This is a genomic window from Plantactinospora sp. WMMB334 (assembly GCF_049179095.1).
Taxonomy (GTDB): domain Bacteria; phylum Actinomycetota; class Actinomycetes; order Mycobacteriales; family Micromonosporaceae; genus Plantactinospora.
On sequence record NZ_JBMHME010000002.1, the window covers coordinates 5,183,705 to 5,204,621 of the forward strand.

The window sequence follows — 20,917 nt, forward strand, 5'->3', positions numbered from 1 at the left end:
GACCGCACCCTACCGAGCACGCTCTTTGGGACGCCTCGTCGATTTCGAGAAGGCGGCGGGCACCGCCGTCGATCAGCGCCGTTCCCCGACGGGGTAGCGGCAGAACTGCGCACCGATCAACCCGCTGGTGACGATCTCACCGTCGAGCGGGCGCACCCGGTCGGCGTAGCGTTCGGCGTCGTCGGTGGGCTCGTACCCGATCTCCCGCCCCTCGGCCAGCGACCACCAGCGCCGGCTGTTCCGGCTGATCCCCCAGAGCACCCGGAACCCGGACGCCTCCGTCCGCAGGCAGGCGTCGACCAGCCGGGCGCAGTCGCCCGGGGAGAGCCAGTTCTCCAGCCCGCTGAGCCCCGGCGGCTCCGGAAAGCAGGCACCGAGCCGCAGCGCGAAGACGGTGATGCCGAACCGGTCCGCGTAGAGGCTGCCGAGCGACTCGACGGCCGCCTTGGACCAGCCGTAGTAGGTGTCCGGACGGGGCGGCACCGCTGCCGGCACCCCGTCCGGGCCGGCCGGCGCCGGCCCGCCGGGCGGGTCCGGGCTGCTGCCCTCCCGGCGGTAGCAGCCCGCGGCGTGGATCGAGGAGGCGAGCAGCACCCGGGGCACCCCGACCGTCCGGGCCGCCTCCAGCAGGTGCTGCGTGCCGACCACGTTGACCCGGAGCAGCTCGTCCCAGGTGTCCTCGGTGGGGATCCCGGCGAGGTGCAGGACCGCGTCGACCCCGGCGCAGGCCACGGCGAGCGCCGCCGGATCGGCGAGGTCGGCGCGGACGATCTCCACCGGCTCACCGGGCGCGGCCGGGCGCTGGTCGGCGATGTCGAGCAGCCGCAGGACCCGCCCCGGGCCGGCGAGCCGGGGCCGGAGCAGGCTGCCCACCCGGCCGGCCGCGCCGGTGACCAGCACCCGTACCGGCATCGGCGGCCCTTGTCCCTTGTCCCTCGTCAGAAGCCGAGCTTGCGGAGCTGCTTCGGATCCCGCTGCCAGTCCTTGGCCACCCGCACGTGCAGGTCGAGATAGATCCGGGTGCCGAGCAGCTCCTCGATCTGCTGCCGGGCCCGGATGCCGACCTCCTTGAGCCGGCTGGCCCGGGCCCCGATCACGATCGCCTTCTGGCTGGGCCGCTCCACGTAGACGTCGGCGTAGATCTTCGTCAGCCGATCCTCGGGAATCATCTCCTCGACCACCACGGCGATCGAGTGCGGCAGCTCGTCCCTGACCCCCTCCAGGGCCGCCTCCCGGATCAGCTCGGCGACCAGGACCTGCTCCGGCTCGTCGGTGAGCATGTCGTCCGGATAGAGCTGCGGCGAGGCCGGCAGGTAGCCGGTCATCACGTCGACCAGCGTCTCCACCTGGTGGCCGGAGACCGCGCTGACCGGCACCACCTCGGCGAAGTCGCCCAGCTCCGCGACGGCGAGCAACTGCTCGGCCAGCCGCTTCCGGTCCACCAGGTCGGTCTTGGTCACCACCGCCAGCACGGTGGCCTTCAGCTCGGCCAGCTCGCCGGTGATGAACCGGTCGCCGCGTCCGATCGGCTCGTCCGCCGGGATGCAGAGGCCGATCACGTCGACCTCGCTCCAGGTCTGCCGGACCAGGTCGTTGAGGCGTTCGCCGAGCAGCGTACGCGGCCGGTGCAGCCCGGGGGTGTCCACCAGGACGAGCTGCGAGTCCGGCCGGTGCAGGACGGCCCGGATCACGTGCCGGGTGGTCTGCGGCTTGCTGGAGGTGATGGCGATCTTCTGCCCGACGATCGCGTTGGTCAGCGTCGACTTGCCGGCGTTCGGCCGCCCGACGAAGCAGGCGAAGCCGGCCCGGTAACCGCCCTCCGTCCGGCGACTCCCCCGGTCACCGCCCTCCGTCCGGCGGCCCGCCCGGTCACCGCCCTCGCGGCTCCCCCGGTGGCCCGCCCGGTCACCGCCCTCGCGGCTCCCCCGGTCGCCGGTCTCGGGGCTCGCCGGGTGGCCGGCCTGGGGCGCGGTCACTCCAGCACCGTGCCGAGCAGGGTGCCGTCCGGGGCGGCGACGTGGACAGGGGCGTCGGCGGCAAGGTCGCGGACGGCGGCGTGGCCGGCACCGTCCAGCGTCGACGCCTCGGTGACCACCGCACCGGCCTCCAGCCGGGTGGCGCCGGCCGCGACCGCCGAGGCGACCGCCAACTGCAACGCGGTGACGGTCAGCGACGGCAGCGAGACGCTGGCGGCGGCGTACGTCCGGCCGTCCTGGTCGCGTACTGCCGCACCCTCGACCGCGCCGATCCGGCCCCGGGCACCCCGGGCCAGGACCAGCAGCTTGGCGTCCTCGGCGGTCAACTCGCCCCCGGCCGTCGGGGTGTGCGCCCGGGGCGGGGCGGTGGCGGGTGAGCCGGCTGGCTCAGGCATCGGCGGGCTGCCTCTCCTCGGCCCGGGAGTGCTGCTCCCGGGCGCTCTCTGTGCCCCGCGGCTCGGCCTCGGCGGGGGTCTGCGGCTGCTCCTCGGGTGCGTCCGCCTCGCTGACCCGGCGGACCAGCACGGAGTCGATGTGATTGCGCCGGCCGGTGGTGCCCTCGGCGATCAGCCGCAGCCCGGCCACGTCGGCGGAGGCGCCGGGCAACGGCACCCGGCCGAGAGCCTGGGCGAGCAGCCCGCCGACCGTCTCCACCTCGTCGGCCGGCAACTCGACGTCGAAGATCTCGCCGAGATCCTCCACCGGCAGCCGGGCGGTGACCCGCACCTGGCCGTCGTCGAGGCGCTCGACCGGCGGGCGCTCGACGTCGTACTCGTCGGTGATTTCGCCGACGATCTCCTCCAGGATGTCCTCGATGGTGACCAACCCGCCGGTGCCGCCGTACTCGTCGACGACGATCACCATGTGGGTGCGGGCCGCCTGCATCTCCGAGAGCAGGTCGTCGACCGGCTTCGACTCCGGCACGAAAGTGGCGGAGCGCATCACCTCGGAGACCGGCCGCTCGGTGGCGCCGGGATCGTCGCCCTGGGTCTGCCGGATCACGTCCTTGAGGTAGAGCACCCCGAGCACGTCGTCCACGCTCTCACCGATCACCGGGATCCGGGAGAAGCCGGAACGGAGGAAGAGCACCAGCGCCTGCGGCAGCTTCTTGTGCGCCTCGATCCAGACCATCTCCGTACGCGGCACCATGACCTCGCGGACGATGGTGTCACCGAGCGCGAAGACCGAGTGGATCATCTGCCGTTCGCCGTGCTCGACGACGCCGCGCTGCTCGGCGAGGTCGACCAGCTCGCGCAGCTCGACCTGGGTGGCGAAGGGCCCCTCCCGGAAGCCCCGCCCCGGCGTCACCGCGTTGCCGATCAGGATCAGCAGCGAGGCGAGCGGGTTCAGCACCCGGCCCAGCCAGCGGACCAACGGCGCGGTGACCCGGCCCACGGTGTAGGCGTGCTGCCGGCCGATGGTGCGCGGCGCCACGCCGACCACCACGAAGCTGACCACGGTCATCGCCCCGGCGGTGACCAGGGCGGCGGTCCAGCCGGCGCCGAAGGTGTCGACCGCGACGAGCGCGACCAGGACGGTCGCGGTCAGCTCGCAGAGCAGCCGCAGCAACAGCAGCAGGTTGATGTGCCGGACCGCGTCGGCGGCGACGAGTTGCAGGGTACGGGCACCGCGTGCGCCGTCGCGGGCCAGCTCGCCGGCCTGGGCCGGGGAGACCGCGGCCAGCGCGGCGTCGGCCATCGCGAAGATCCCGGCGAGCACCACGAGCCCGGCGGCGAGGAAGAGCAACTGGAGATCGGGTAGGCCGCCCGGGGCACCGGCGGAGGACGCCAGGGACGCGGGCAGCGCGGCTAAATGGTCAGGCATCACTGGGTCCGCGTCGCACGCCAGCTGTCCAGGAGCCGCGCCTGTAGCGCGAACATCTCCCGTTCCTCCTCAGGTTCGGCATGGTCGTAGCCGAGTAGGTGTAACACACCGTGCACGGTCAACAGGTGCAGCTCGTCGGCCGCCGAGTGCCCGGCGGTGGCGGCCTGCTTGGCGGCGACCTCCGGGCAGAGCACGATGTCGCCGAGGAGCGCCGGCTCACCACCGTTGACCTCACCGGGCCCGTGGTCGACACTCCCCTCGTCCATCGGAAAGGCGAGCACGTCGGTCGGCCCGTCCCCGCCCATCCAGCGATGGTTCAGCTCGGCCATGTAGTCGACGTCGACGAGCAGCACCGACAGCTCGGCGAGGGAGTTCACCCCCATCTCGTCGAGGGCGTGCCGGGCTACCGCGAGCACCGCGTCGGTGTCGACGCTCGTCCCCGACTCGTTGGCGATCTCGATGGACAACTGGTTCCCCTGTTGAGCTGTGTGTCCCTGCACTTGTCGGCCGCTCTAGCGGCGCCGGCCGGCCCGGCCGCCGTGCGCGGTCCGGCCCGGTACGGCGTGCACGCCCTGGCCCTGCTGCTGCGACTCCCGCTCGGCGTCCCAGCGGGCGTACGCGTCCACGATGTCACTGACCAGCCGGTGCCGCACGACGTCGGAGCTGCCGAGCTGGGCGAAGTGCACGTCGTCGACATTTTCCAGGATGTCCCGGACCGCCCGCAGCCCGCTGATCGTGCTTCCGGGCAGGTCGACCTGGGTGACGTCACCGGTCACGACGATCTTGGAGCCGAAGCCGAGCCGGGTGAGGAACATCTTCATCTGCTCCGGCGTGGTGTTCTGCGCCTCGTCGAGGATGATGAACGCGTCGTTGAGGGTACGACCCCGCATGTACGCCAACGGCGCGACCTCGATCGTCCCGGCGGCCATCAGCTTGGGGATGGAGTCCGGGTCGAGCATGTCGTGCAGCGCGTCGTAGAGCGGCCGCAGGTAGGGGTCGATCTTCTCGTAGAGCGTGCCGGGCAGGAAGCCGAGCCGCTCGCCGGCCTCGACCGCCGGCCGGGTCAGGATGATCCGGTTCACCTGCTTGGCCTGGAGGGCCTGCACGGCCTTTGCCATCGCCAGGTAGGTCTTGCCGGTGCCGGCCGGGCCGATGCCGAAGACGATGGTGTGCCCGTCGATCGCGTCGACGTACCGCTTCTGGCCGAGGGTCTTGGGGCGGATCGTCCGGCCGCGCCGGGAGAGGATGTTGAGCGTCAGCACCTCGGCGGGGCGCTCGGTGCCGCCCTGCTCGATCATGCCGAGAGTACGCCGCACGGCGTCGGTGGTCAGCGTCTCGCCCTTTTCGATCAACTCGAGCAGCTCGGTGAAGAGCCGCTCGGCGAAGGCGTTGTCGCCCGGGGAACCGGTGATGGTGATCTCGTTCCCCCGGACGTGCACGTCGCTGGGGATCGACCGCTCGATCAGCCGCAGGATCTCGTCGCCCGCGCCGAGCAGGTTAACCATGATCTTGGGGTCAGGAACCGTGATCCTGGTCTGCACCCGGGTCTGCCCGGGGGGTGGAGTACCGGTCATGGGTCGGGCCCGAGGCCCTGTGCCACCTGCTTCCGATCTCGGTGCCGCGCTGTTGCGGGAGCTCTCCCGGCTGGTCGCACGGCGTGCGGACGTTGAGGTCATCGTATCCGTTCAACGCCGACGGCACGCTCTCCATTTCCGCCAGTCTCCACCCCGCTGGGCAACTCGTCCCCGGATGGGGCGTTGGGAAGGGCCCCCGCATATACAGAAAGCGATAAGCGGGGGCCCTTCCTTACACCCGTCACCGCGCGCGGAAGTCGAAACGGTCGAAGGTTTCCTGTGCGCGGGTGAAGCGGTAGGTCGCCCAGTGCATCGTCACCACCTCGCCCCGGTCGTCCCGGGTCAGCCGGAGCAGCTCCCCGACCTCCCGGCCGGAGACCGTACGCAGCACGTCCGGCCGGTCGGGCAGCGGCTCGAAGACCGCCGGCGGCCGGCCCGCCGGGTCGGCCGCACCCCGGGCCCGCAGGGCGCCGTCGCGCCAGGAGAAGACGTACTCGTAGCCCTCGCCCCACCAGCGCCCGAGCAGCCCCCGGTAGGGCTGTGGCGCCGGCCCGCCCGGGGTCCACGGCGCGATGTCGGCGGGATCGTCCCGGGCCGAGGCGGCGAGGAGCTGGTGCGCCAGCTCGTTCACGGCGGCACCCGTGCCGGAGGAGCCGAGCACGGCGCAGCCCATCGCGCCCGGGGTGCCCGGGCCGCCGCGCCGGCCGTAGACGCTGGCCAGGAAGCCGGGCATCGCACCGTCGTGCCCGACGTGCACCGTCCGGTCGGCCGCACCGGGCCGGTCGGCGGCACCGGAGCGGTCGGCGGCACCGGAGCGGTCGGCGGCACCGGAGCGGTCGGTGGCACCGGAGCGGTCGCGCTGGGGCAGCAGGATCAGGCCCAGCCCGAAACCGGCGGCCCAGAGCGACTCGTCGGTCACCGTCAGCGGCCAGCGCATCTCGTCGAGGGTGGCCGGCCGCAGTACCGCGCCGTCCGGATCGACCGCGGCCGGGTCGACCAGGAAGGCCGCCCAGCGGGCCATGTCGGCGGCGGTGCTCCAGAGCTGGGCGGCGGGCCCGACCGCGCCGAGGTCGGTCTCCGGCTCCGGCCGGGCGTGGTCGGAGTAGGCGTCGACCAGGAAGCCGGTCGCGGCGCCCGCCGGAGGTACCGGACGGGTGTCGGCGAGCCCGAGCGGACCGAGGATCCGGTCGGCGACCACCTCCGCCCAGGTGCCGCCGCGCAGCCGGGCGGCGGCCTGGCCGAGCAGCGCGACGCCGAGGTTGGAGTAGTGGAACCGGCGGGCCGGCGGCAGCACCCGCTCGGCCCTGGCCAGGCCGGCGAGGAGGTCGTCGAGTTCGGGGGTACGCAGGGTGTCCCAGATGTCGCCGTACGGCTCGCGCTGTATCCCGGAGGTGTGCGACAGCAGCCGGCGCACGGTCAGCTCCCCGTGTGCGGGCAGGTCGAGATGCGCCCCGACCGGGTCGTCCAGGTCGAGCAGGCCGTCGTCGCGGCACTGCAGGACGAGTACGGCGGTGAAGGTCTTGGTCACCGAGCCGATCCGGAACGCCGTGCCGGGGCCCAGCGGGGCATCGTTGCCGGTCGTGCCGACCGTGCAGGTCCAGAGCGGCCGGTCGGCCCGGTGCAGCGCGGCCGAGACCGCCGGGATCCGCGACTCGGCCTGCGCCTGCCGGACCAGCCGCTCGAACTGCCGGTGCGCCTCGGTCACGGTCGGGCCAGCATCGGCCCCAGCGGCGCACCGCCGACCACGTGGGCGTGCACGTGGAAGACCTCCTGGCCGCCGTACGGGCCGGTGTTGAAGATCAACCGAAAGCCGTCGGCGAGCAACCCCTCGCTCTCGGCCACCACGGACGCCGTCTCGAGCACGTCGCCGGCGAGTCGGGAATCGGCCTGGGTCAGGGTCGCCACATCGACGTAGTGCTCCTTCGGGATCACCAGCACGTGCACCGGCGCCTTCGGGTCGATGTCCCGGAAGGCGAGGGTGGTGTCGGTTTCCCGGACGACGGTGGCCGGGATCTCGCCCGCGACGATCCGGCAGAACAAGCAGTCGTTCTCCATCATCGGCATCGTAGGGGCTACCAATGCCGGACGCGTGCCCGGCATCATGACCGGGTGGCTGGACGAGCGGTGCTGGTGACGGGGGCGTCCCGGGGGATCGGGCGGGCGGTGGCGACGGTGTTCGCCGCCGGTGGCGACCGGGTGGCCGTGCACCACCGGGACTCGACCCCGCTGGCCGAGCAACTCGTCGCGGCCCTGCCCGGCGAGGGGCACGTGGTGGTCCGGGCCGACCTCGCCGACCCGGAGCAGGTACGCGCGATGGTCGACGACGCCGCCACCCGGCTCGGCGGACTCGACGTGCTTGTCAACAACGCCGGGGTCTTCGGGGCCGCCGACCCCGGGCACCCGATCTTCGACTCCTCCTACGAGCAGTGGCAGCAGCAGTGGCGCCGCACCCTCGACGTCAACCTGCTCGGCGCGGCGAACACCATCTGGTGCGCGGCTCCGCACCTGCGGGAACGGGGCGGCCGGATCGTCAACGTCTCGTCCCGGGGGGCGTTCCGGGGCGAGCCCACCCAGCCGGCGTACGGCGCCAGCAAGGCCGGGCTGAACGCGCTCGGCCAGTCGCTCGCGGTGGCCCTGGCCCCGTACGGCATCGCGGTCGCCACGGTCGCGCCCGGCTTCGTCGAGACCGACATGACCAACGAGCACCTCAAGGCGCCCCGTGGCGACGAGATCCGGGCGCAGAGCCCGTTCCGCCGGGTCGCCCGGCCGGAGGAGATCGCCGCCGCCGTGCACTGGCTCGCCTCGCCGGAGGCGGAGTGGGCCTCCGGCACCATCGTCGACCTCAACGGCGCCTCGTACCTGCGCACCTGACGGCCGCCCAGCACCGGCTGGACACCGCCCCGGCGCCGGCCACCGGGCTGTGACGGGCGGCGCACGGCGTCGGCCACCGGGCGCTGTCACGGGCGGCGCACGGCCCCGGCTGGCAGGATGATCGATATCTGGCCGGCGGCGGAAGGGGCGACGATGACGGCGGACCGGCGGGACGCGGCGACGACCGGCACGGGCGAGGCGACGACCGGCACGGGCGAGGCGGTGATCGAGCGGGCGCTCAGCGCCCTCGACCTGGAGACCAAGGTGCGGCTCCTCTCCGGCCAGGACTTCTGGACGCTCCCCGCCGTACCCGGGATCGGGCTCGACCCGCTGGTGATGTCGGACGGCCCGATCGGGGTACGCGGCGTCCGCTGGACCCCGGACGACCCGTCGATCGCCCTGCCCAGCCCCACCGCGCTCGCCGCCACCTGGGATCCGGGGCTGGCCCGGCAGGCCGGCCGGCTGCTCGGCGCCGAGTGCCGCCGCAAGGGCGTGCACCTGCTCCTCGCCCCCACCGTCAACCTGCACCGCAGCCCGCTCGGCGGCCGGCACTTCGAGTGCTATTCCGAGGACCCGCTGCTCACGGCCGAGATCGGGGTCGGCTACGTCACCGGCGTGCAGGAGACCGGCGTCGGCGCCACGGTGAAGCACTTCGTCGCCAACGACTCGGAGACCGAGCGGTTCACCGTCGACGTCCGGGTCTCCGAGCGGGCGCTCCGGGAGCTCTACCTCGCCCCGTTCGAGCGGATCGTCGGCGCCGGGGTGTGGGCGGTGATGGCGGCGTACAACGGGGTCAACGGCGCCACCATGACCGAGCACGCCGGGCTGCTCCGGGACCTGCTCAAGGAGGAGTGGGGCTTCGACGGGACCGTCGTCTCCGACTGGACGGCGGCGCGCCGCACCGAGGCGTCCGCGAACGCCGGGCTCGACGTGGTGATGCCGGCCGCCGGCGACCCGTGGGGCGACGCGCTGGTCGCCGCCGTCCGCGCCGGCACCGTCGCCGAGACGGAGGTGGACGACAAGGTACGCCGGGTGCTCCGGCTCGCCGGCCGGCTCGGGCTGCTCGACGGCGTACCCCCGGCGGTGGACCCGGCCCGGCGACCGGCGGCGCCCGACGGCACCGCCCTGGCGCACGCGGTGGCGGTCCGCTCCTTCGTGCTGGCCCGCAACGACGGCGGGCTGCTCCCGCTCGACCCCGGCCGGCTACGCCGGGTGGCGGTCCTCGGCGCGCTCGCCGACGACGCCCGGATCCAGGGCGGCGGCAGCGCCCTGGTCTCGCCGCCGCACGCGATCTCGCCGCTCGCCGGGCTGACCGCCGCGCTCCCCGAGGCCGACCTCCGGTACGCGGTCGGCGCCGACCCCCGGCTCCGCTTGCCGGCGGCCGGCGGCGTGGCGTGGACGCCGATCACCGCGACGCTGCGCGACGCGGAGGGCCGGGACCGCTACCGGGCCGCGCTGGACCGGGCGACGGTGCGCTGGATGGGCGACCTGCCGGAGGGGCTTTCCCTGGCCGAGCTGGCCAGCGTCGAACTCGCCGCCACGCACACCCCGCTGGCCGGCGGCACCGCCCGGCTCGCGGTCGAGGGTTTCGGGTTCTTCACCCTCACCGTGGACGGCACGGAACTCTTCGACGGCCCGCTCTACGACCCGGCGGAGGAGCCCGGCACCGTCTTCCGGGCCGGCATCGAGCGCCGGTTCGAGCTGCCGGTCCGGGCCGGCGAGCCGGTCGAGGTGCGGCTCACCCGCCGCATGGTCGGGGGCGAGCATCCCGGCTTCGTGTCGTTCACCCTCGGGCACGCCGAGCCCGTCCCGGCCCCGCCGGGCGGGACCGGCGACCCGGCCGACGCCCTGCTCGACGAGGCGGCTCGGGTGGCTGCCGACGCCGACGTGGCGGTGGTGGTGGTCGGCACCACCGAGGAGGTCGAGTCGGAGGGGTTCGACCGGAGCACGCTGGCGCTGCCCGGCCGGCAGGACGAGCTGGTCAGCCGGGTCGCGGCGGCCAATCCCCGGACGGTGGTGGTGGTCAACTCCGGCTCGCCGGTGCTGATGCCCTGGGCCGACGAGGTGGCCGCGATCCTGCTCACCTGGTTTCCCGGCCAGGAGGCCGGGGTGGCACTCGCCGACGTCCTGCTCGGGCGGGCGGAGCCCGGCGGGCGGCTGCCCACCACCTGGCCGCGCCGGGCCGAGGACTGCCCGGCGCTGGAGACGACCCCGGTGGCCGGGACACTGGAGTACGCCGACGACGTCTTCGTCGGCTATCGCGGCTGGCGCGCCGAGCCGCTCTTCCCGTTCGGGCACGGGCTCGGCTACACCGTCTGGACCTACGACTCGCTCACGGTAGAGGCAGGACCGACGGGATCCGCGGGACCGGCGCAACCGACAGGACCGACAGGATCCGCAGGACCGGCGCGACCGACGGAACCGCCGGGATCCGCAGGACCGGCACGACCGACGGAACCGCCGAGATCCACGGCACCGGCACGACCGACGGAACCGCCGGAACCGGATCGGCCGGACGGACCGGTCGCGGTGGTCACGCTCCGGAACGTCGGCTTCCGGCCGGGCCGCGAGGTGGTGCAGGTGTACGTCGGCCCGGAGACCGCCGATCCGGACCGCCCGGTCCGCTGGCTCGCCGGCTTCGCCGCTGCCGAGGCCGCTCCCGGCGAGACCGTCACCGTCCGGATGCCACTCCCGGCGCGGACATTCCAGGTCTGGGAGCCGGACGGCTGGCGGACCCGCCCCGGCCGCTACCGGATCGAGGCGGCACACGACATCGCCGACATCCGCCTGACCAGCACCACCGACATCTGACGGACGTTAGGAGGGGGCCCTTCTTCTACAGAAAACGATAAGAAGGGGCCCTTCCTTGCAGCTTCACCAGCGGCCGAGGCGGGTGGCGAGGAGGGCGAGCGCGGCGACCCCGGCGGTGGAGGTACGCAGCACCTCGGGCCCGAGCCGGACCGGTACGGCACCGGCCGAGGTGAGCGCGGCCAGCTCGGCCGGGGAGATCCCGCCCTCGGGCCCGACCACCAGCACGAGATCGCCGGAGCCGGGCAGCTCGGCGGTGCTGAGCCGGGCCTCCGCCTCCTCGTGCAGCAGGAAGCCGGCGGCGGCTCCGGTGATCCGGCGGGCGACGGTCCGGGTCGGCTCGGCGGGTGCCTGTGGCGTGCCGGCGACCGCCGGCAGCCAGGGCCGGCGCGCCTGCTTGGCCGCCTCGCGGGCGGTGGCGACCCAGCGCTCGCGGGCCCGGGTGCCCCGGTCACCGCGCCACTGCACCACCGAGCGCTCCGCCGCCCAGGGCACGATCTCGTCCACCCCGACCTCGGTCATCGCCTGCACCGCCAGCTCGGCCCGGTCGCCCTTGGCGATCCCCTGGACGACGACGAGACGCGGGTCGGGCGGCTCGGCGTACCGGCGGACGGTGACGGAGGCGGTCAGGGTGCCCCGGCCGACGGCGGTGACCACGGCGGCGACCGTGCCGCCGCGCCCGTCGGCGAGCAGCAGCTCCTCGCCGGTACGCAGCCGCTGCACCGTCGCGGCGTGGTGCCCCTCCGGACCGTCGAGGGTGACGACGTCGCCCGGCGGCAGCGACTCGACCAGGAACAGCGGCGCGCTCACGGCGAGGAGGTTAGCGGGTCGTCCGGCCGGCGCGGGCGACCGGCCGGACGGGGCCGGGTCAGCCGTGGCCGTTGAAGGCGTCGCGCATCCGGGAGAAGAAGCCGCCCTGCTTGGTCAGCTCGGCGACCTCCTCGCCCCGGGTCTTGGCGAACTCGCGCAGCATCCGCTCCTGCTCGGCGTCGAGCTTCGTCGGGGTACGCACGTCGAGGTGCACGTAGAGGTCGCCCCGGCCGGTGCCGCGCAGGTGCGGCACGCCCCGGGCCCGCAGCCGCAGCGTCGAGCCCGGCTGGGTGCCCGGCTTGACGTCGACCGGCTCCTCGCTGTCCAGCGTCTTGATGGTCAGCCGGGTGCCGAGCGCGGCGGCGGTCATCGGCACCGTGACCCGGCAGTGCAGGTCGTCGCCCTTGCGGGAGTAGACGTCGTGCGGACGCTCGTGGATCTCGACGTAGAGGTCGCCGGCCGTGCCTCCGCCGGGGCCGACCTCGCCCTGCTGGGCCAGCCGGATCCGCATGCCGTCCTCGACCCCGGCCGGGATCTTGACGGTCAGCGAGCGGCGGGTACGCACCCGGCCGTCCCCGGCGCAGGTCGGGCAGGGGTGCGGGATGACGGTGCCGTAGCCCTGGCAGACGGTGCACGGCCGGGACGAGACGACCTGGCCGAGGAAGGTGCGCTGCACCGACTGCACCTCGCCGCGCCCGCCGCACGCCTCGCAGGTGGCGAGGTGGGTGCCGGGGGCGGTGCCGGCGCCGGAGCAGGTGGTGCAGAGCACGGCGGTGTCCACCGCGATCGGCGCCTCCACCCCGAACGCCGTCTCCGGCAGGTCGAGTTCGAGCCGCAGGATCGCGTCCGCACCCGGCCTGGTCCGCGGGCGCGGCCCCCGGGAGCCGCCGGCGGCGCCGAAGAACGCGTCCATGATGTCCTGGAAGCCGACGAACGGGCCACCGGCACCGCCCGGGCCGGCGCCGGGCCCGGCGCCGGGGGCCAGCGGGTCGCCGCCGAGGTCGACGATCTGCCGCTTCTGGTCGTCCGAAAGGACTTCGTACGCGGCGTTGATGTCCTTGAACTTCTCGTGTGCCTCCGGATCCGGATTCACGTCCGGGTGGTACCGCCGCGCCAGCTTGCGGTAGGCGCGCTTGATGTCGTCGTCGGAGGCGTCCCGGCTGATGCCGAGAATCCCGTAGTAGTCCTTGGCCACTGCGTTCCGTGTCCTCATGTCTGTCTCGCGTTACCGTCCGCCGGTCGTCGTCAGGTGGGTGTGGTGGTCTCGTCCGGTGAGCTTGGTGGTCACTGCGCCAGCACGTCGCCGACGTAGCGTGCCACGGCCCGCACCGTGGCGATGGTGCCCGGATAGTCCATCCGGGTGGGCCCCAACACGCCGAGCCCGCCGACGATGGTCGTACCCGGACCGTATCCGGTGCTGACCACCGAGGTGGCCCGAAGGTTGTCGATCTCGTTCTCGTCGCCGATCCGGACCTGGAGCGTGTTCGGCTCCACCTCGCCGATCAGCTTGAGCAGGATGACCTCCTCCTCGAGCGCCTCGAGGATCGGCCGCAGCGAACCCTGGAAGTCGAGCAGGCCACCCCGGGTGAGGTTGGCGGTGCCGGCCAGCGCGATCCGCTCCTCGTGCCGCTCGACCAGGGTCTCCAGCAGGACGGTGGCGAGCGTGGTCATCGCCGGGCAGAGCCCGGGGACCGCCTCGTCGACCAGGGCCTGGACCAGGGGCGGGGTGTCGGCGAGCTTCCGGCCGCCGAGCCGCTCGTTGATCAGCCGGCGCAGCTCGGTGACGTCGTCGGCGCTGATCGGCGTGGGAAGCTCGACCAGCCGCTGCTCCACCCGGCCGGTGTCGGCGATCATGACGAGCATCAGCCGGGTGGTGGAGATCGGCACCAGTTCCAGGTGCCGGACGGAGGAGCGGGCCAGGCTCGGGTACTGCACGACGGCGACCTGCCGGGTGAGCTGGGCGAGCAGCCGGACCGTACGGTGCACCACGTCGTCGAGGTCCACCGCGCCGACCAGGAAACGCTCGATCGCCCGCCGCTCGGCCGGGGTCAGCGGCTTGACCCGGGAGAGCCGGTCCACGAAGAGCCGGTAACCCCGGTCGGTGGGGACCCGGCCGGCGCTGGTGTGCGGCTGCCGGATGTAGCCCTCCTCCTCCAGCACGGCCATGTCGTTGCGGACGGTGGCCGGCGAGACACCGAGCTGGTGCCGCTCGACCAGGGCCTTGCTGCCGACCGGTTCCTGGGTGGCGACGTAGTCCTCCACGATCGCGCGCAGCACGTCGAGCTTGCGGTCGTCGAGACCCATCCTCACCTCCCTGCGACGTCCCGGCCCCGGCTGGGCGAAACGACCGGGGCGACCACGACGGTCGGGCCACGGAACCCCCTGGCACTCGACTGTAGCGAGTGCCAGTCTACGACCAAGGCGTACCCGACGCGATGATCGTTTGGATGGGCTATCCGAACCCGGACAACAGGCTTGCCCGCACACCCTACCCCGGCGGGCCTAGCAGGTACGGTCGGCCGTTGTCCAGACTCAGTCCGGCGGGTGGGTGGCGTCACTTGTCCCCGCCCCCTACCGTGACCGCATGACTGAACCACCTCGCCCTCCTGGTGAGTACGGCGGCCAGCCCCACGATCCGACCGCCCCGATGTCTCCGGGCTCGTACTCGACGCCCGGCGAGGGATATCCTCCGCCGCCCCCGGCACCCGGGTACGGCGCCTCCGACACTCCCCCGCCGACCTCCGGCGGCGGCACATACCCGACCTCCGGCGGCGGCACATACCCGACCTCCGGCGGCGGGACGTACCCCACCTCCGGCGGCGGCTACCAGCAACCCGGCGGCTATCCACCGGGTGGCGGCTACCCCCCGCCCGGTGGCGGTTACCCGCCCCCCGGTGGCCAGCCCCCGGGCGCCGGCTACCCCGGTGCCGGCTACCCCCCGCCCGGCAACCCGTACGGCAACCAGTACGGCGGCCCGGCCCCGGCCGGCTACGCCAACAACGACGAGAAGACCTGGGCCCTGATCGCCCACTTCGGCGGCATCGTGGTCGGCTTCATCGCCCCCCTGGTGGCGCTGCTGGCCAAGGGCAACGAGTCGCCGACCGTCCGCGCCCACGCGGTCGAGGCGCTCAACTTCCAGATCACCTGGGGCATCATCTCGATCGTCTCGCTCATCGTCGGCACCTGCACGGTCGTGCTCATCTTCCTGCCGTTCATCGCCTGGGTGGTGGTGCTGGTCTTCTCGATCATCGCCGGCATGAAGGCGAACGAGGGCGTGCTGTACCGCTACCCGATGACGATCCGCATGGTCAAGTGAAAGGAAGGGGCCCTTCTTATCGTTTTTTGTATATGAAGGGCCCCCTCCTAACGGATCAGGGCAGCAGGTCCCGGGCCACGGCGTCGGCGAGCAGCCGGCCGCGCAGGGTGAGTACGGCCCGCCCCGCCTCGTACGCGGACCCGTCCAGCAGACCCGTGCCGCGGGCCCGGGCGGCGCCCGCCCGCCCCTGGTCGTCGAGGGTGGCCAGCGGCAGCCCGGTGGCGAGCCGGATCCGCAGCAGCACGTCCTCCGTCTGCCGCTCCTGCGCCGACAGCACCTCCCGGGCCTGTCCCGGCGAGGATCCCACGCCGAGCCGGGCGGCGTAGCTCGCCGGATGCTTCACGTTCCACCAGCGGACCCCGCCGACGTGGCTGTGCGCGCCCGGCCCGAGACCCCACCAGTCGCCGCCGGTCCAGTAGAGCAGGTTGTGCCGGCAGGCAGCGGCCGGCGTCCGGGCCCAGTTCGACACCTCGTACCAGGAGAAGCCGGCCGCGTGCAGCGCCGCCTCCGCGGCCAGGTAGCGGTCCGCCGCCACGTCGTCGTCCGGGTACGGCAGCTCGCCGCGCCGCATCCGGGCGGCCAACCGGGTGCCGTCCTCGACGATCAGGGCGTACGCGCTGACGTGGTCCACGCCCGCCGCCAGCACCGCCGCCAGCGACGCCGCGAAGTCCTCCGCGCGCTCTCCCGGCGTCCCGTAGATCAGGTCCAGGTTGACGTGCGCGAACCCGGCGTCCCGGGCCTCCCGGGCGGCCTCGGTCGCCCGGCCGGCCGTGTGCCGGCGGTCGAGGATCGCCAGCACCGCCGGGGTGGCCGACTGCATGCCCAGAGAGATCCGGGTGTAGCCGGCGGCCCGGAGTTCCTTGAGCGAGGCCGGGGTCACCGATTCCGGGTTCGCCTCGGTGGTGACCTCGGCGTCGGCGGCCAGCCCCCAGGTCCGGTCGATGCCGTCCAGGATCCGGGCCAGGTCGTCCGGGGGCAGCAGGGTCGGCGTGCCCCCGCCGACGAAGACCGTGTCGACCCGGGGCGGCGGCCGGCCCGCCAGCACCCGGGCGGCGAGGGCGAGCTCGGCGAGGACCTGGTCGGCGTAGCCGTCCCGGCCCGCCGCACCGCCGAGTTCGCTCCCGGTGTACGTGTTGAAGTCGCAGTAGCCGCAGCGGCTGGCGCAGAAGGGCACGTGGACGTAGACACCGAAGCCGCGGTCGCCGACCGTGGCCAGGGCGGCGTCGGGCAGCGTCCCGTCGACGGGTACGGGCTCACCCGCTGGGAGCAGACCAGGCATGGGACTAGTGTGCCGCCATGACCTCACCACCCGATCCGCTCGTCCGGGTCTCCACCACGCACGGCGTGACGACTCTCACCCTGGACAGCCCGGACAACCGCAACGCCCTCTCCAGTGCCCTGCTCGGTCAGCTGCTCGACGCGCTGGGTGCGGCGGCGGCCGACGACGACGTCCGGGTGGTGGTGCTCTCGCACACCGGGCCGGTCTTCAGCTCCGGTGCCGACCTGAAGGAGACGGCGGCGGCGTACCGCGAGGGCACGGTGCCGGTGGCGATGCTGGGTGACGTGCTGGCGGCGATCTGGGAGTGCCCGAAACCGGTGGTGGCCCGGGTCGGCGGGCCGGCCAGGGCCGGCGGCCTCGGCCTGGTCGCGGCGGCCGACATCGCGATCTGTGCCCAGGAGGCGACGTTCGCCTTCACCGAGGTACGGCTCGGGGTGATCCCGGCGGTGATCTCGGCGACCGTGCTGCCCCGGCTGCAACCCCGGGCCGCCGCCGAGCTCTACCTGACCGGGGACACCTTCGACGGGCGCCGGGCGGCCGAGATCGGGCTGGTCACCACGGTCACCACGGCGGAGGCGCTGGACGAGACGGTCGCCTCATACTGCCTGGCCCTGGTCCGGGGTGCGCCCGGTGCCCTGGCCGGCGCCAAGGAGCTGCTCAGGGCGGCGGCCGGGCGGCGGTACGACGCCTCGGCGGAGAGCTTCCGGACCGACCTGGCGCGGCTGCGCGACCTGTCTGTCCGGTACTTCCACTCCGAGGAGGGCCGCGAAGGCGTCACCGCGTTCGGCGAGAAACGGGCCGCTCGCTGGGTACCTCCGGGAAGCTGACCGCCGCACCGGCCGGACGGCGTTCGTAGCGGCCGAGACGGCGTTCGTAGCGGCCGAGACGGCGTTCGTAGCGGCCGAGACGGCGTTCGTAGCGGCCGAGACGGCGTCGGCAACCGCTCCGGAACTTTGGGGCGCCGACGTAGGCTGTGTCCGACTATCGAGCAGGGGGTGGCGGTGCAGAATCGGGGCATGGTTGCGGCGGGCCTGGCGCTCGCGGCGGTCGCCGGCTTCGGCCTCTACCTGGGCTCCCGCGAGGTCCGGCCCAGCCTGCCGATACCGGGCGCGGCGCCCGGCTGTGTGGTCGAGGCGGACGGGCGGGTCAAGCTGAACGCCGAACAGATGGCGAACGCGGCGACCATCGCCGCCGTCGGCGTCCGACGGAACATGCCGGAGCGGGCCGTGGTGGTGGCCCTGGCAACCGCCTTCCAGGAGTCCCGGCTGCGCAACCTGGCCGGCGGCGACCGGGACTCGATCGGTCTGTTCCAGCAGCGGCCGAGCCAGGGCTGGGGCAGGCCGGAGCAGATCCGGGATCCGCGCTACGCCGCGACCAGGTTCTACAACGCGCTGAAGAGGGTCCGCGGCTGGGAACAGATGGAGGTCACGGTCGCGGCGCAGAAGGTGCAGCGGTCGGCGTTCCCGCGCGCCTACCAGCAGTGGGCGGACGAGTCGGAGGTGCTGACCCGGGCCCTGCTGGGCAACGCCACCGGCGCGGTGGCCTGCACGGTGGGTCGGCAGCCGGCGATGCGTGGCGACGCGGCCGCCGCCGCGCTCACCGCCGGGCTGAAGCTGGACTGGGGCCGGCTGGAGACGTCGGCTCCGGTGGAGTCGGCCGGGCTGGCGGTGCCGACGACGGACCCGCGGGTGGGCTGGCGCTACGCCCACTGGCTGGTGTCGCACGCCGACGATCACGGGGTGAAGGCGGTGCGCTTCGGCGACCTGCAGTGGACGGCGGACGGCGGGGCCTGGTCACGGGTCGAGGGCGTGACGCCGACGCCGCACCAGGTGGTCGCCGAGGTCTTCGCGGACTGAGGCGAGGTCTTCGCGGACTGAGGCGAAGGCGGACCGGACCGAGCCGAGGGCGGACCGGACCGAGCCGGAGGCGCCCCGGACCGAGCCGGAGGCGCCCCGGACCGATCAGGCGTCGATCTCGTTGCACGCCTGCGGTTTCGATAACCCGCAGTGATTGCACAAACGGGCAAAGAAGGATCTAGTCCCCAGTTTCTCGACCCTACGTTCACCTTGGGTGATGCTCCGACTTCCCTGCGTACCTCTGGACGATCTACGTCGACGCGCCGGCCGAGCGTCCGGATGCGGGCCTTGCGGAGAGGGTTACGATCGGCAGCCTGTGTGTTCAGAAAGTGTTTCACCCTATGGGGAGGGGAAGCGGTGTTCGACTACGGCGGCCTGACCGGATACGAGCCGATCAGCGACACGGATCGCAAGGAGTTCCACGAGCAGGGCTTCCTGTTGCTCCGCAACGTCCTGACCGAGGATCACCGTGCGGCCCTGGAAGCGGCGGTCGACCGGGTCTACGCCGAGGAGAAGGCGGCCGGCAACACCACCAAGGACGGCACCCTGCACCTGCTGGGTTTCCTGGAGCGTGACGAGCTCTTCGGCGACCTGCTCACCCACCCGATCGCGTTCCCCTACATGTGGGGCCTCGCCGGGTGGAACATCTACACCCACCACAACCACCTGGACGTCACGCCACCGGCGCTGGAGCCGGAGAAGCCCTACTGGGGCTGGCACCAGGACGGCTACCGGCAGAACTCGGACCCGGAGACGATGGATCCGAACGTGCCCCGGCCGATGTTCTCGCTCAAGGTCGCGTACGTGCTCTCCGACCTGTCGGAGAAGGGGCGGGGAGCGACCAAGGTCATCCCGGGCAGCCACCTCTGGAACTCGCTGCCGCGCCCGGCCGACCTGACGGTGCACAACCCCGACCCGGAGGGCACCGTCGAGATCACCGCCAACCCCGGCGACGCCTTCATCTTCGACCGGCGCCAGTGGCACTCCCGGTCCACCAACCTCTCCGCCATCACCCGGAAGATGCTCTTCGTCGGCTACACCTACCGGTGGATCCGGCCGCTCGACGAGCTGCACCCGGACAAGGACGGCACCTGGTACCAGAACCGGACTCCGGTGCAGCGCCAGTTGCTCGGCGAGGGCACGCACACCGCCAACTACTGGGGCATCAACTGGAACGGGTACGTCGACGACGAGATCCCGCTGCGCAAGGAGCTGAAGGAACGCGGCCTGCTCGACCGCAGCATCCCCTGGCTCCGCTGACCCCCGGATCGACCGGTCCCGCCCCCCCGACGGGCGCGGGGCCGGTCGATCGCTACCCCGCCGGCCCGCGCCGGCAGCTCCGCTCCGACCGGAAAAGGCGGCACATCGGCAGCCGGCCAGGGCACGCCGGAAGGGTCGGCCCGATATCTCGTCCCTCCCACGTACGGGACCATCGACCAACCGGGTGAAGCAGATGACCCTCGGTAATTTCCTGGTTCGTATCGGCGATCGATCCGTCATGACGGAACGTGCCGGCGCGCGGGCCGGATGATTCGCCGGAGGGCATTACCGCCGGACAGCGGAGGCAGTGGCCTGTCTCCAGTTCTCTTGGCACCGCAAAGTGTTCGCTAACGCGACTGGACAACCGGATTATTCACGTTCGGTCGGTGTCTGGCCCATCGTTCTGGCGTGACGCCGTGCGGTCTTCCCAGGCCCCCTGGGCCAGTCGGCCGGACATCCGGTAGACGTCCACGAGAAGCGCCCAGAAGTCGTTGTTCAACGGCTGGCCCTCTTCGTTGGTCAGCCGGTGCGCCGGGCACTTCATGGTCGGACTCGACAGCTCGACGCCGTGCGGCGCGACGCTGCCGAACCGGATTCTCTGCTGCCCGGCCGGCCCGACGGCCCGGAACTTGTCAGAGCCGATCCGGAACGCTCCCCGGACGATGTCCGCGACCGTGAATCTGGGGTGCTGGATCTCCGTCGCGTCCCCCGTCAACTGCCGCATCCGGGCCATCTCCTGCTGGTCGTGCAGGACGGAGAGGCTGGCCAGCATCGACGTGCTGTCCCGCAGCGTCCGCTCGAGCGCCTCACCGGACAGCCCCAGGCTCTCCCGCCCGTACGCCAACGCGGACTCCAGGCAGATCAGCGCCTCCAGCAGGGCGAGGCTGATGTTGCGCTTGAACTTGTGCCGCAGTGAGGCCGCCAACTCGTCGGCGCCGGCACCGGGGCGCGGCACGAGCTGGTCCTCCCAGACGACGGCCGTCCGGTGCTCGGCGACCACCGCGAGGGCGTGCTCCAGGACCGGCGACGGATGGGCGAACAGGTCGTCGACCAGGTCCCGGAAAAGCTGGTCGAGCCGCTGGAGATTGTCGACGAGATCGCGCCCCGGTGCCGCGCGGCGCAATTCTGTCAACGCCCTGGAATCCCGCAGCACGGAGAACCACTCTTCGACCAGGGGGGTGTACGCCTCAAGGTACAACGCGACCTTGGGATGCCGGTCCGAAACCTGTTGAGGTGACACCCTGACGCTTCCTGAGAGAGAGTCCGTGGACACTTACAGAGCGTAACATCGAGAGATCATTTAAGCAAATGTGAGTAAACGTCTCAACTGTAGGTGACGAAAG

General features: G+C 72.9%; 19 protein-coding genes. 6 read left to right on the top strand and 13 right to left on the bottom strand.

All coding sequences use genetic code 11. The features are described 5' to 3' along the window. Positions 1 to 72: 72 nt before the first annotated feature. The 8 genes from ACN27G_RS22085 to ACN27G_RS22120 all read right to left on the bottom strand — a co-directional run bounded on the left by ACN27G_RS22085 (position 73) and on the right by ACN27G_RS22120 (position 7,432). Positions 73 to 912 (bottom strand): NAD-dependent epimerase/dehydratase family protein, encoded by an 840-nt coding sequence (locus ACN27G_RS22085; protein ID WP_421494677.1) that lies wholly within the window; start codon positions 910 to 912, stop codon positions 73 to 75. Positions 913 to 938: 26 nt separating this feature from the next. After that, positions 939 to 1,976: a GTPase Era gene (gene era / locus ACN27G_RS22090; protein ID WP_421494678.1), complete on the bottom strand. Its 1,038-nt coding sequence runs from the start codon at positions 1,974 to 1,976 to the stop codon at positions 939 to 941. After that, positions 1,973 to 2,371 carry a cytidine deaminase gene (locus ACN27G_RS22095; protein WP_421494679.1) on the bottom strand — a complete coding sequence of 133 codons (399 nt, stop codon included), beginning with the start codon at positions 2,369 to 2,371 and terminating at the stop codon, positions 1,973 to 1,975. The genes era and ACN27G_RS22095 overlap by 4 nt, the downstream gene beginning before the upstream one ends. Continuing rightward, positions 2,364 to 3,800 carry a hemolysin family protein gene (locus ACN27G_RS22100; RefSeq protein ID WP_421494680.1) on the bottom strand — a complete coding sequence of 479 codons (1,437 nt, stop codon included), beginning with the start codon at positions 3,798 to 3,800 and terminating at the stop codon, positions 2,364 to 2,366. The genes ACN27G_RS22095 and ACN27G_RS22100 overlap by 8 nt, the downstream gene beginning before the upstream one ends. Next, positions 3,800 to 4,267, bottom strand: a complete 468-nt coding sequence (gene ybeY, locus ACN27G_RS22105) for an rRNA maturation RNase YbeY (RefSeq protein WP_421494681.1) — start codon at positions 4,265 to 4,267, stop codon at positions 3,800 to 3,802. The genes ACN27G_RS22100 and ybeY overlap by 1 nt, the downstream gene beginning before the upstream one ends. A gap of 45 nt (positions 4,268 to 4,312) precedes the next feature. After that, a complete protein-coding gene (locus ACN27G_RS22110; RefSeq protein WP_421494682.1) occupies positions 4,313 to 5,374 on the bottom strand; it encodes a PhoH family protein in 1,062 nt (353 codons plus the stop codon). Positions 5,375 to 5,615: 241 nt separating this feature from the next. Further along, on the bottom strand, positions 5,616 to 7,079 hold the full coding sequence (locus ACN27G_RS22115; RefSeq protein WP_421494683.1) for a serine hydrolase domain-containing protein: 1,464 nt from the start codon (positions 7,077 to 7,079) through the stop codon (positions 5,616 to 5,618). Then, positions 7,076 to 7,432: a histidine triad nucleotide-binding protein gene (locus tag ACN27G_RS22120; protein WP_421494684.1), complete on the bottom strand. Its 357-nt coding sequence runs from the start codon at positions 7,430 to 7,432 to the stop codon at positions 7,076 to 7,078. Before ACN27G_RS22120 ends, ACN27G_RS22115 begins: the two co-directional genes overlap by 4 nt. Before the next feature lie 51 nt (positions 7,433 to 7,483). On the opposite strand from ACN27G_RS22120, the gene ACN27G_RS22125 reads away from it, so the two are divergent. Both ACN27G_RS22125 and ACN27G_RS22130 read left to right on the top strand, forming a co-directional pair. Next, positions 7,484 to 8,245: an SDR family NAD(P)-dependent oxidoreductase gene (locus ACN27G_RS22125; RefSeq protein WP_421494685.1), complete on the top strand. Its 762-nt coding sequence runs from the start codon at positions 7,484 to 7,486 to the stop codon at positions 8,243 to 8,245. 117 nt (positions 8,246 to 8,362) lie between these two features. Further along, positions 8,363 to 11,056, top strand: coding sequence for a glycoside hydrolase family 3 C-terminal domain-containing protein (locus ACN27G_RS22130; protein WP_421494686.1), 2,694 nt, complete (start codon positions 8,363 to 8,365; stop codon positions 11,054 to 11,056). 63 nt (positions 11,057 to 11,119) lie between these two features. Here ACN27G_RS22130 and ACN27G_RS22135 read toward each other — a convergent pair whose 3' ends face one another. The 3 genes from ACN27G_RS22135 to hrcA form a co-directional block, all read right to left on the bottom strand. Continuing rightward, positions 11,120 to 11,863, bottom strand: coding sequence for a 16S rRNA (uracil(1498)-N(3))-methyltransferase (locus ACN27G_RS22135; RefSeq protein ID WP_421494687.1), 744 nt, complete (start codon positions 11,861 to 11,863; stop codon positions 11,120 to 11,122). Positions 11,864 to 11,921: 58 nt separating this feature from the next. After that, the gene (gene dnaJ / locus ACN27G_RS22140) at positions 11,922 to 13,058 is read right to left on the bottom strand and encodes a molecular chaperone DnaJ (protein ID WP_421497418.1); all 1,137 of its coding nucleotides are present in this window, start codon (positions 13,056 to 13,058) and stop codon (positions 11,922 to 11,924) included. 89 nt (positions 13,059 to 13,147) lie between these two features. After that, complete coding sequence (hrcA, locus tag ACN27G_RS22145) at positions 13,148 to 14,167, bottom strand: heat-inducible transcriptional repressor HrcA (RefSeq protein ID WP_421494688.1); 1,020 nt, start codon at positions 14,165 to 14,167, stop codon at positions 13,148 to 13,150. 280 nt (positions 14,168 to 14,447) lie between these two features. Here hrcA and ACN27G_RS22150 point away from each other — a divergent pair, with 280 nt between their 5' ends. Continuing rightward, positions 14,448 to 15,179 (top strand): DUF4870 domain-containing protein, encoded by a 732-nt coding sequence (locus ACN27G_RS22150; RefSeq protein ID WP_421494689.1) that lies wholly within the window; start codon positions 14,448 to 14,450, stop codon positions 15,177 to 15,179. 55 nt (positions 15,180 to 15,234) lie between these two features. Here ACN27G_RS22150 and hemW read toward each other — a convergent pair whose 3' ends face one another. Further along, a complete protein-coding gene (hemW, locus tag ACN27G_RS22155; RefSeq protein WP_421494690.1) occupies positions 15,235 to 16,458 on the bottom strand; it encodes a radical SAM family heme chaperone HemW in 1,224 nt (407 codons plus the stop codon). A gap of 17 nt (positions 16,459 to 16,475) precedes the next feature. Between hemW and ACN27G_RS22160 the strand changes: the two genes are divergently transcribed. The 3 genes from ACN27G_RS22160 to ACN27G_RS22170 all read left to right on the top strand — a co-directional run bounded on the left by ACN27G_RS22160 (position 16,476) and on the right by ACN27G_RS22170 (position 19,574). Next, entirely contained in the window at positions 16,476 to 17,285 is an 810-nt protein-coding gene (locus ACN27G_RS22160) for an enoyl-CoA hydratase-related protein (RefSeq protein WP_421494691.1), read from the top strand. Between the two features lie 168 nt (positions 17,286 to 17,453). Then, positions 17,454 to 18,314: a hypothetical protein gene (locus ACN27G_RS22165; RefSeq protein WP_421494692.1), complete on the top strand. Its 861-nt coding sequence runs from the start codon at positions 17,454 to 17,456 to the stop codon at positions 18,312 to 18,314. A 357-nt stretch (positions 18,315 to 18,671) separates the two neighbouring features. Next, positions 18,672 to 19,574 carry a phytanoyl-CoA dioxygenase family protein gene (locus tag ACN27G_RS22170; RefSeq protein ID WP_421494693.1) on the top strand — a complete coding sequence of 301 codons (903 nt, stop codon included), beginning with the start codon at positions 18,672 to 18,674 and terminating at the stop codon, positions 19,572 to 19,574. Between the two features lie 373 nt (positions 19,575 to 19,947). Here the strand turns inward: ACN27G_RS22170 and ACN27G_RS22175 are convergent, their stop codons facing one another. Further along, positions 19,948 to 20,814, bottom strand: a complete 867-nt coding sequence (locus ACN27G_RS22175; RefSeq protein ID WP_421494694.1) for a hypothetical protein — start codon at positions 20,812 to 20,814, stop codon at positions 19,948 to 19,950. Positions 20,815 to 20,917 lie beyond the last annotated feature (103 nt).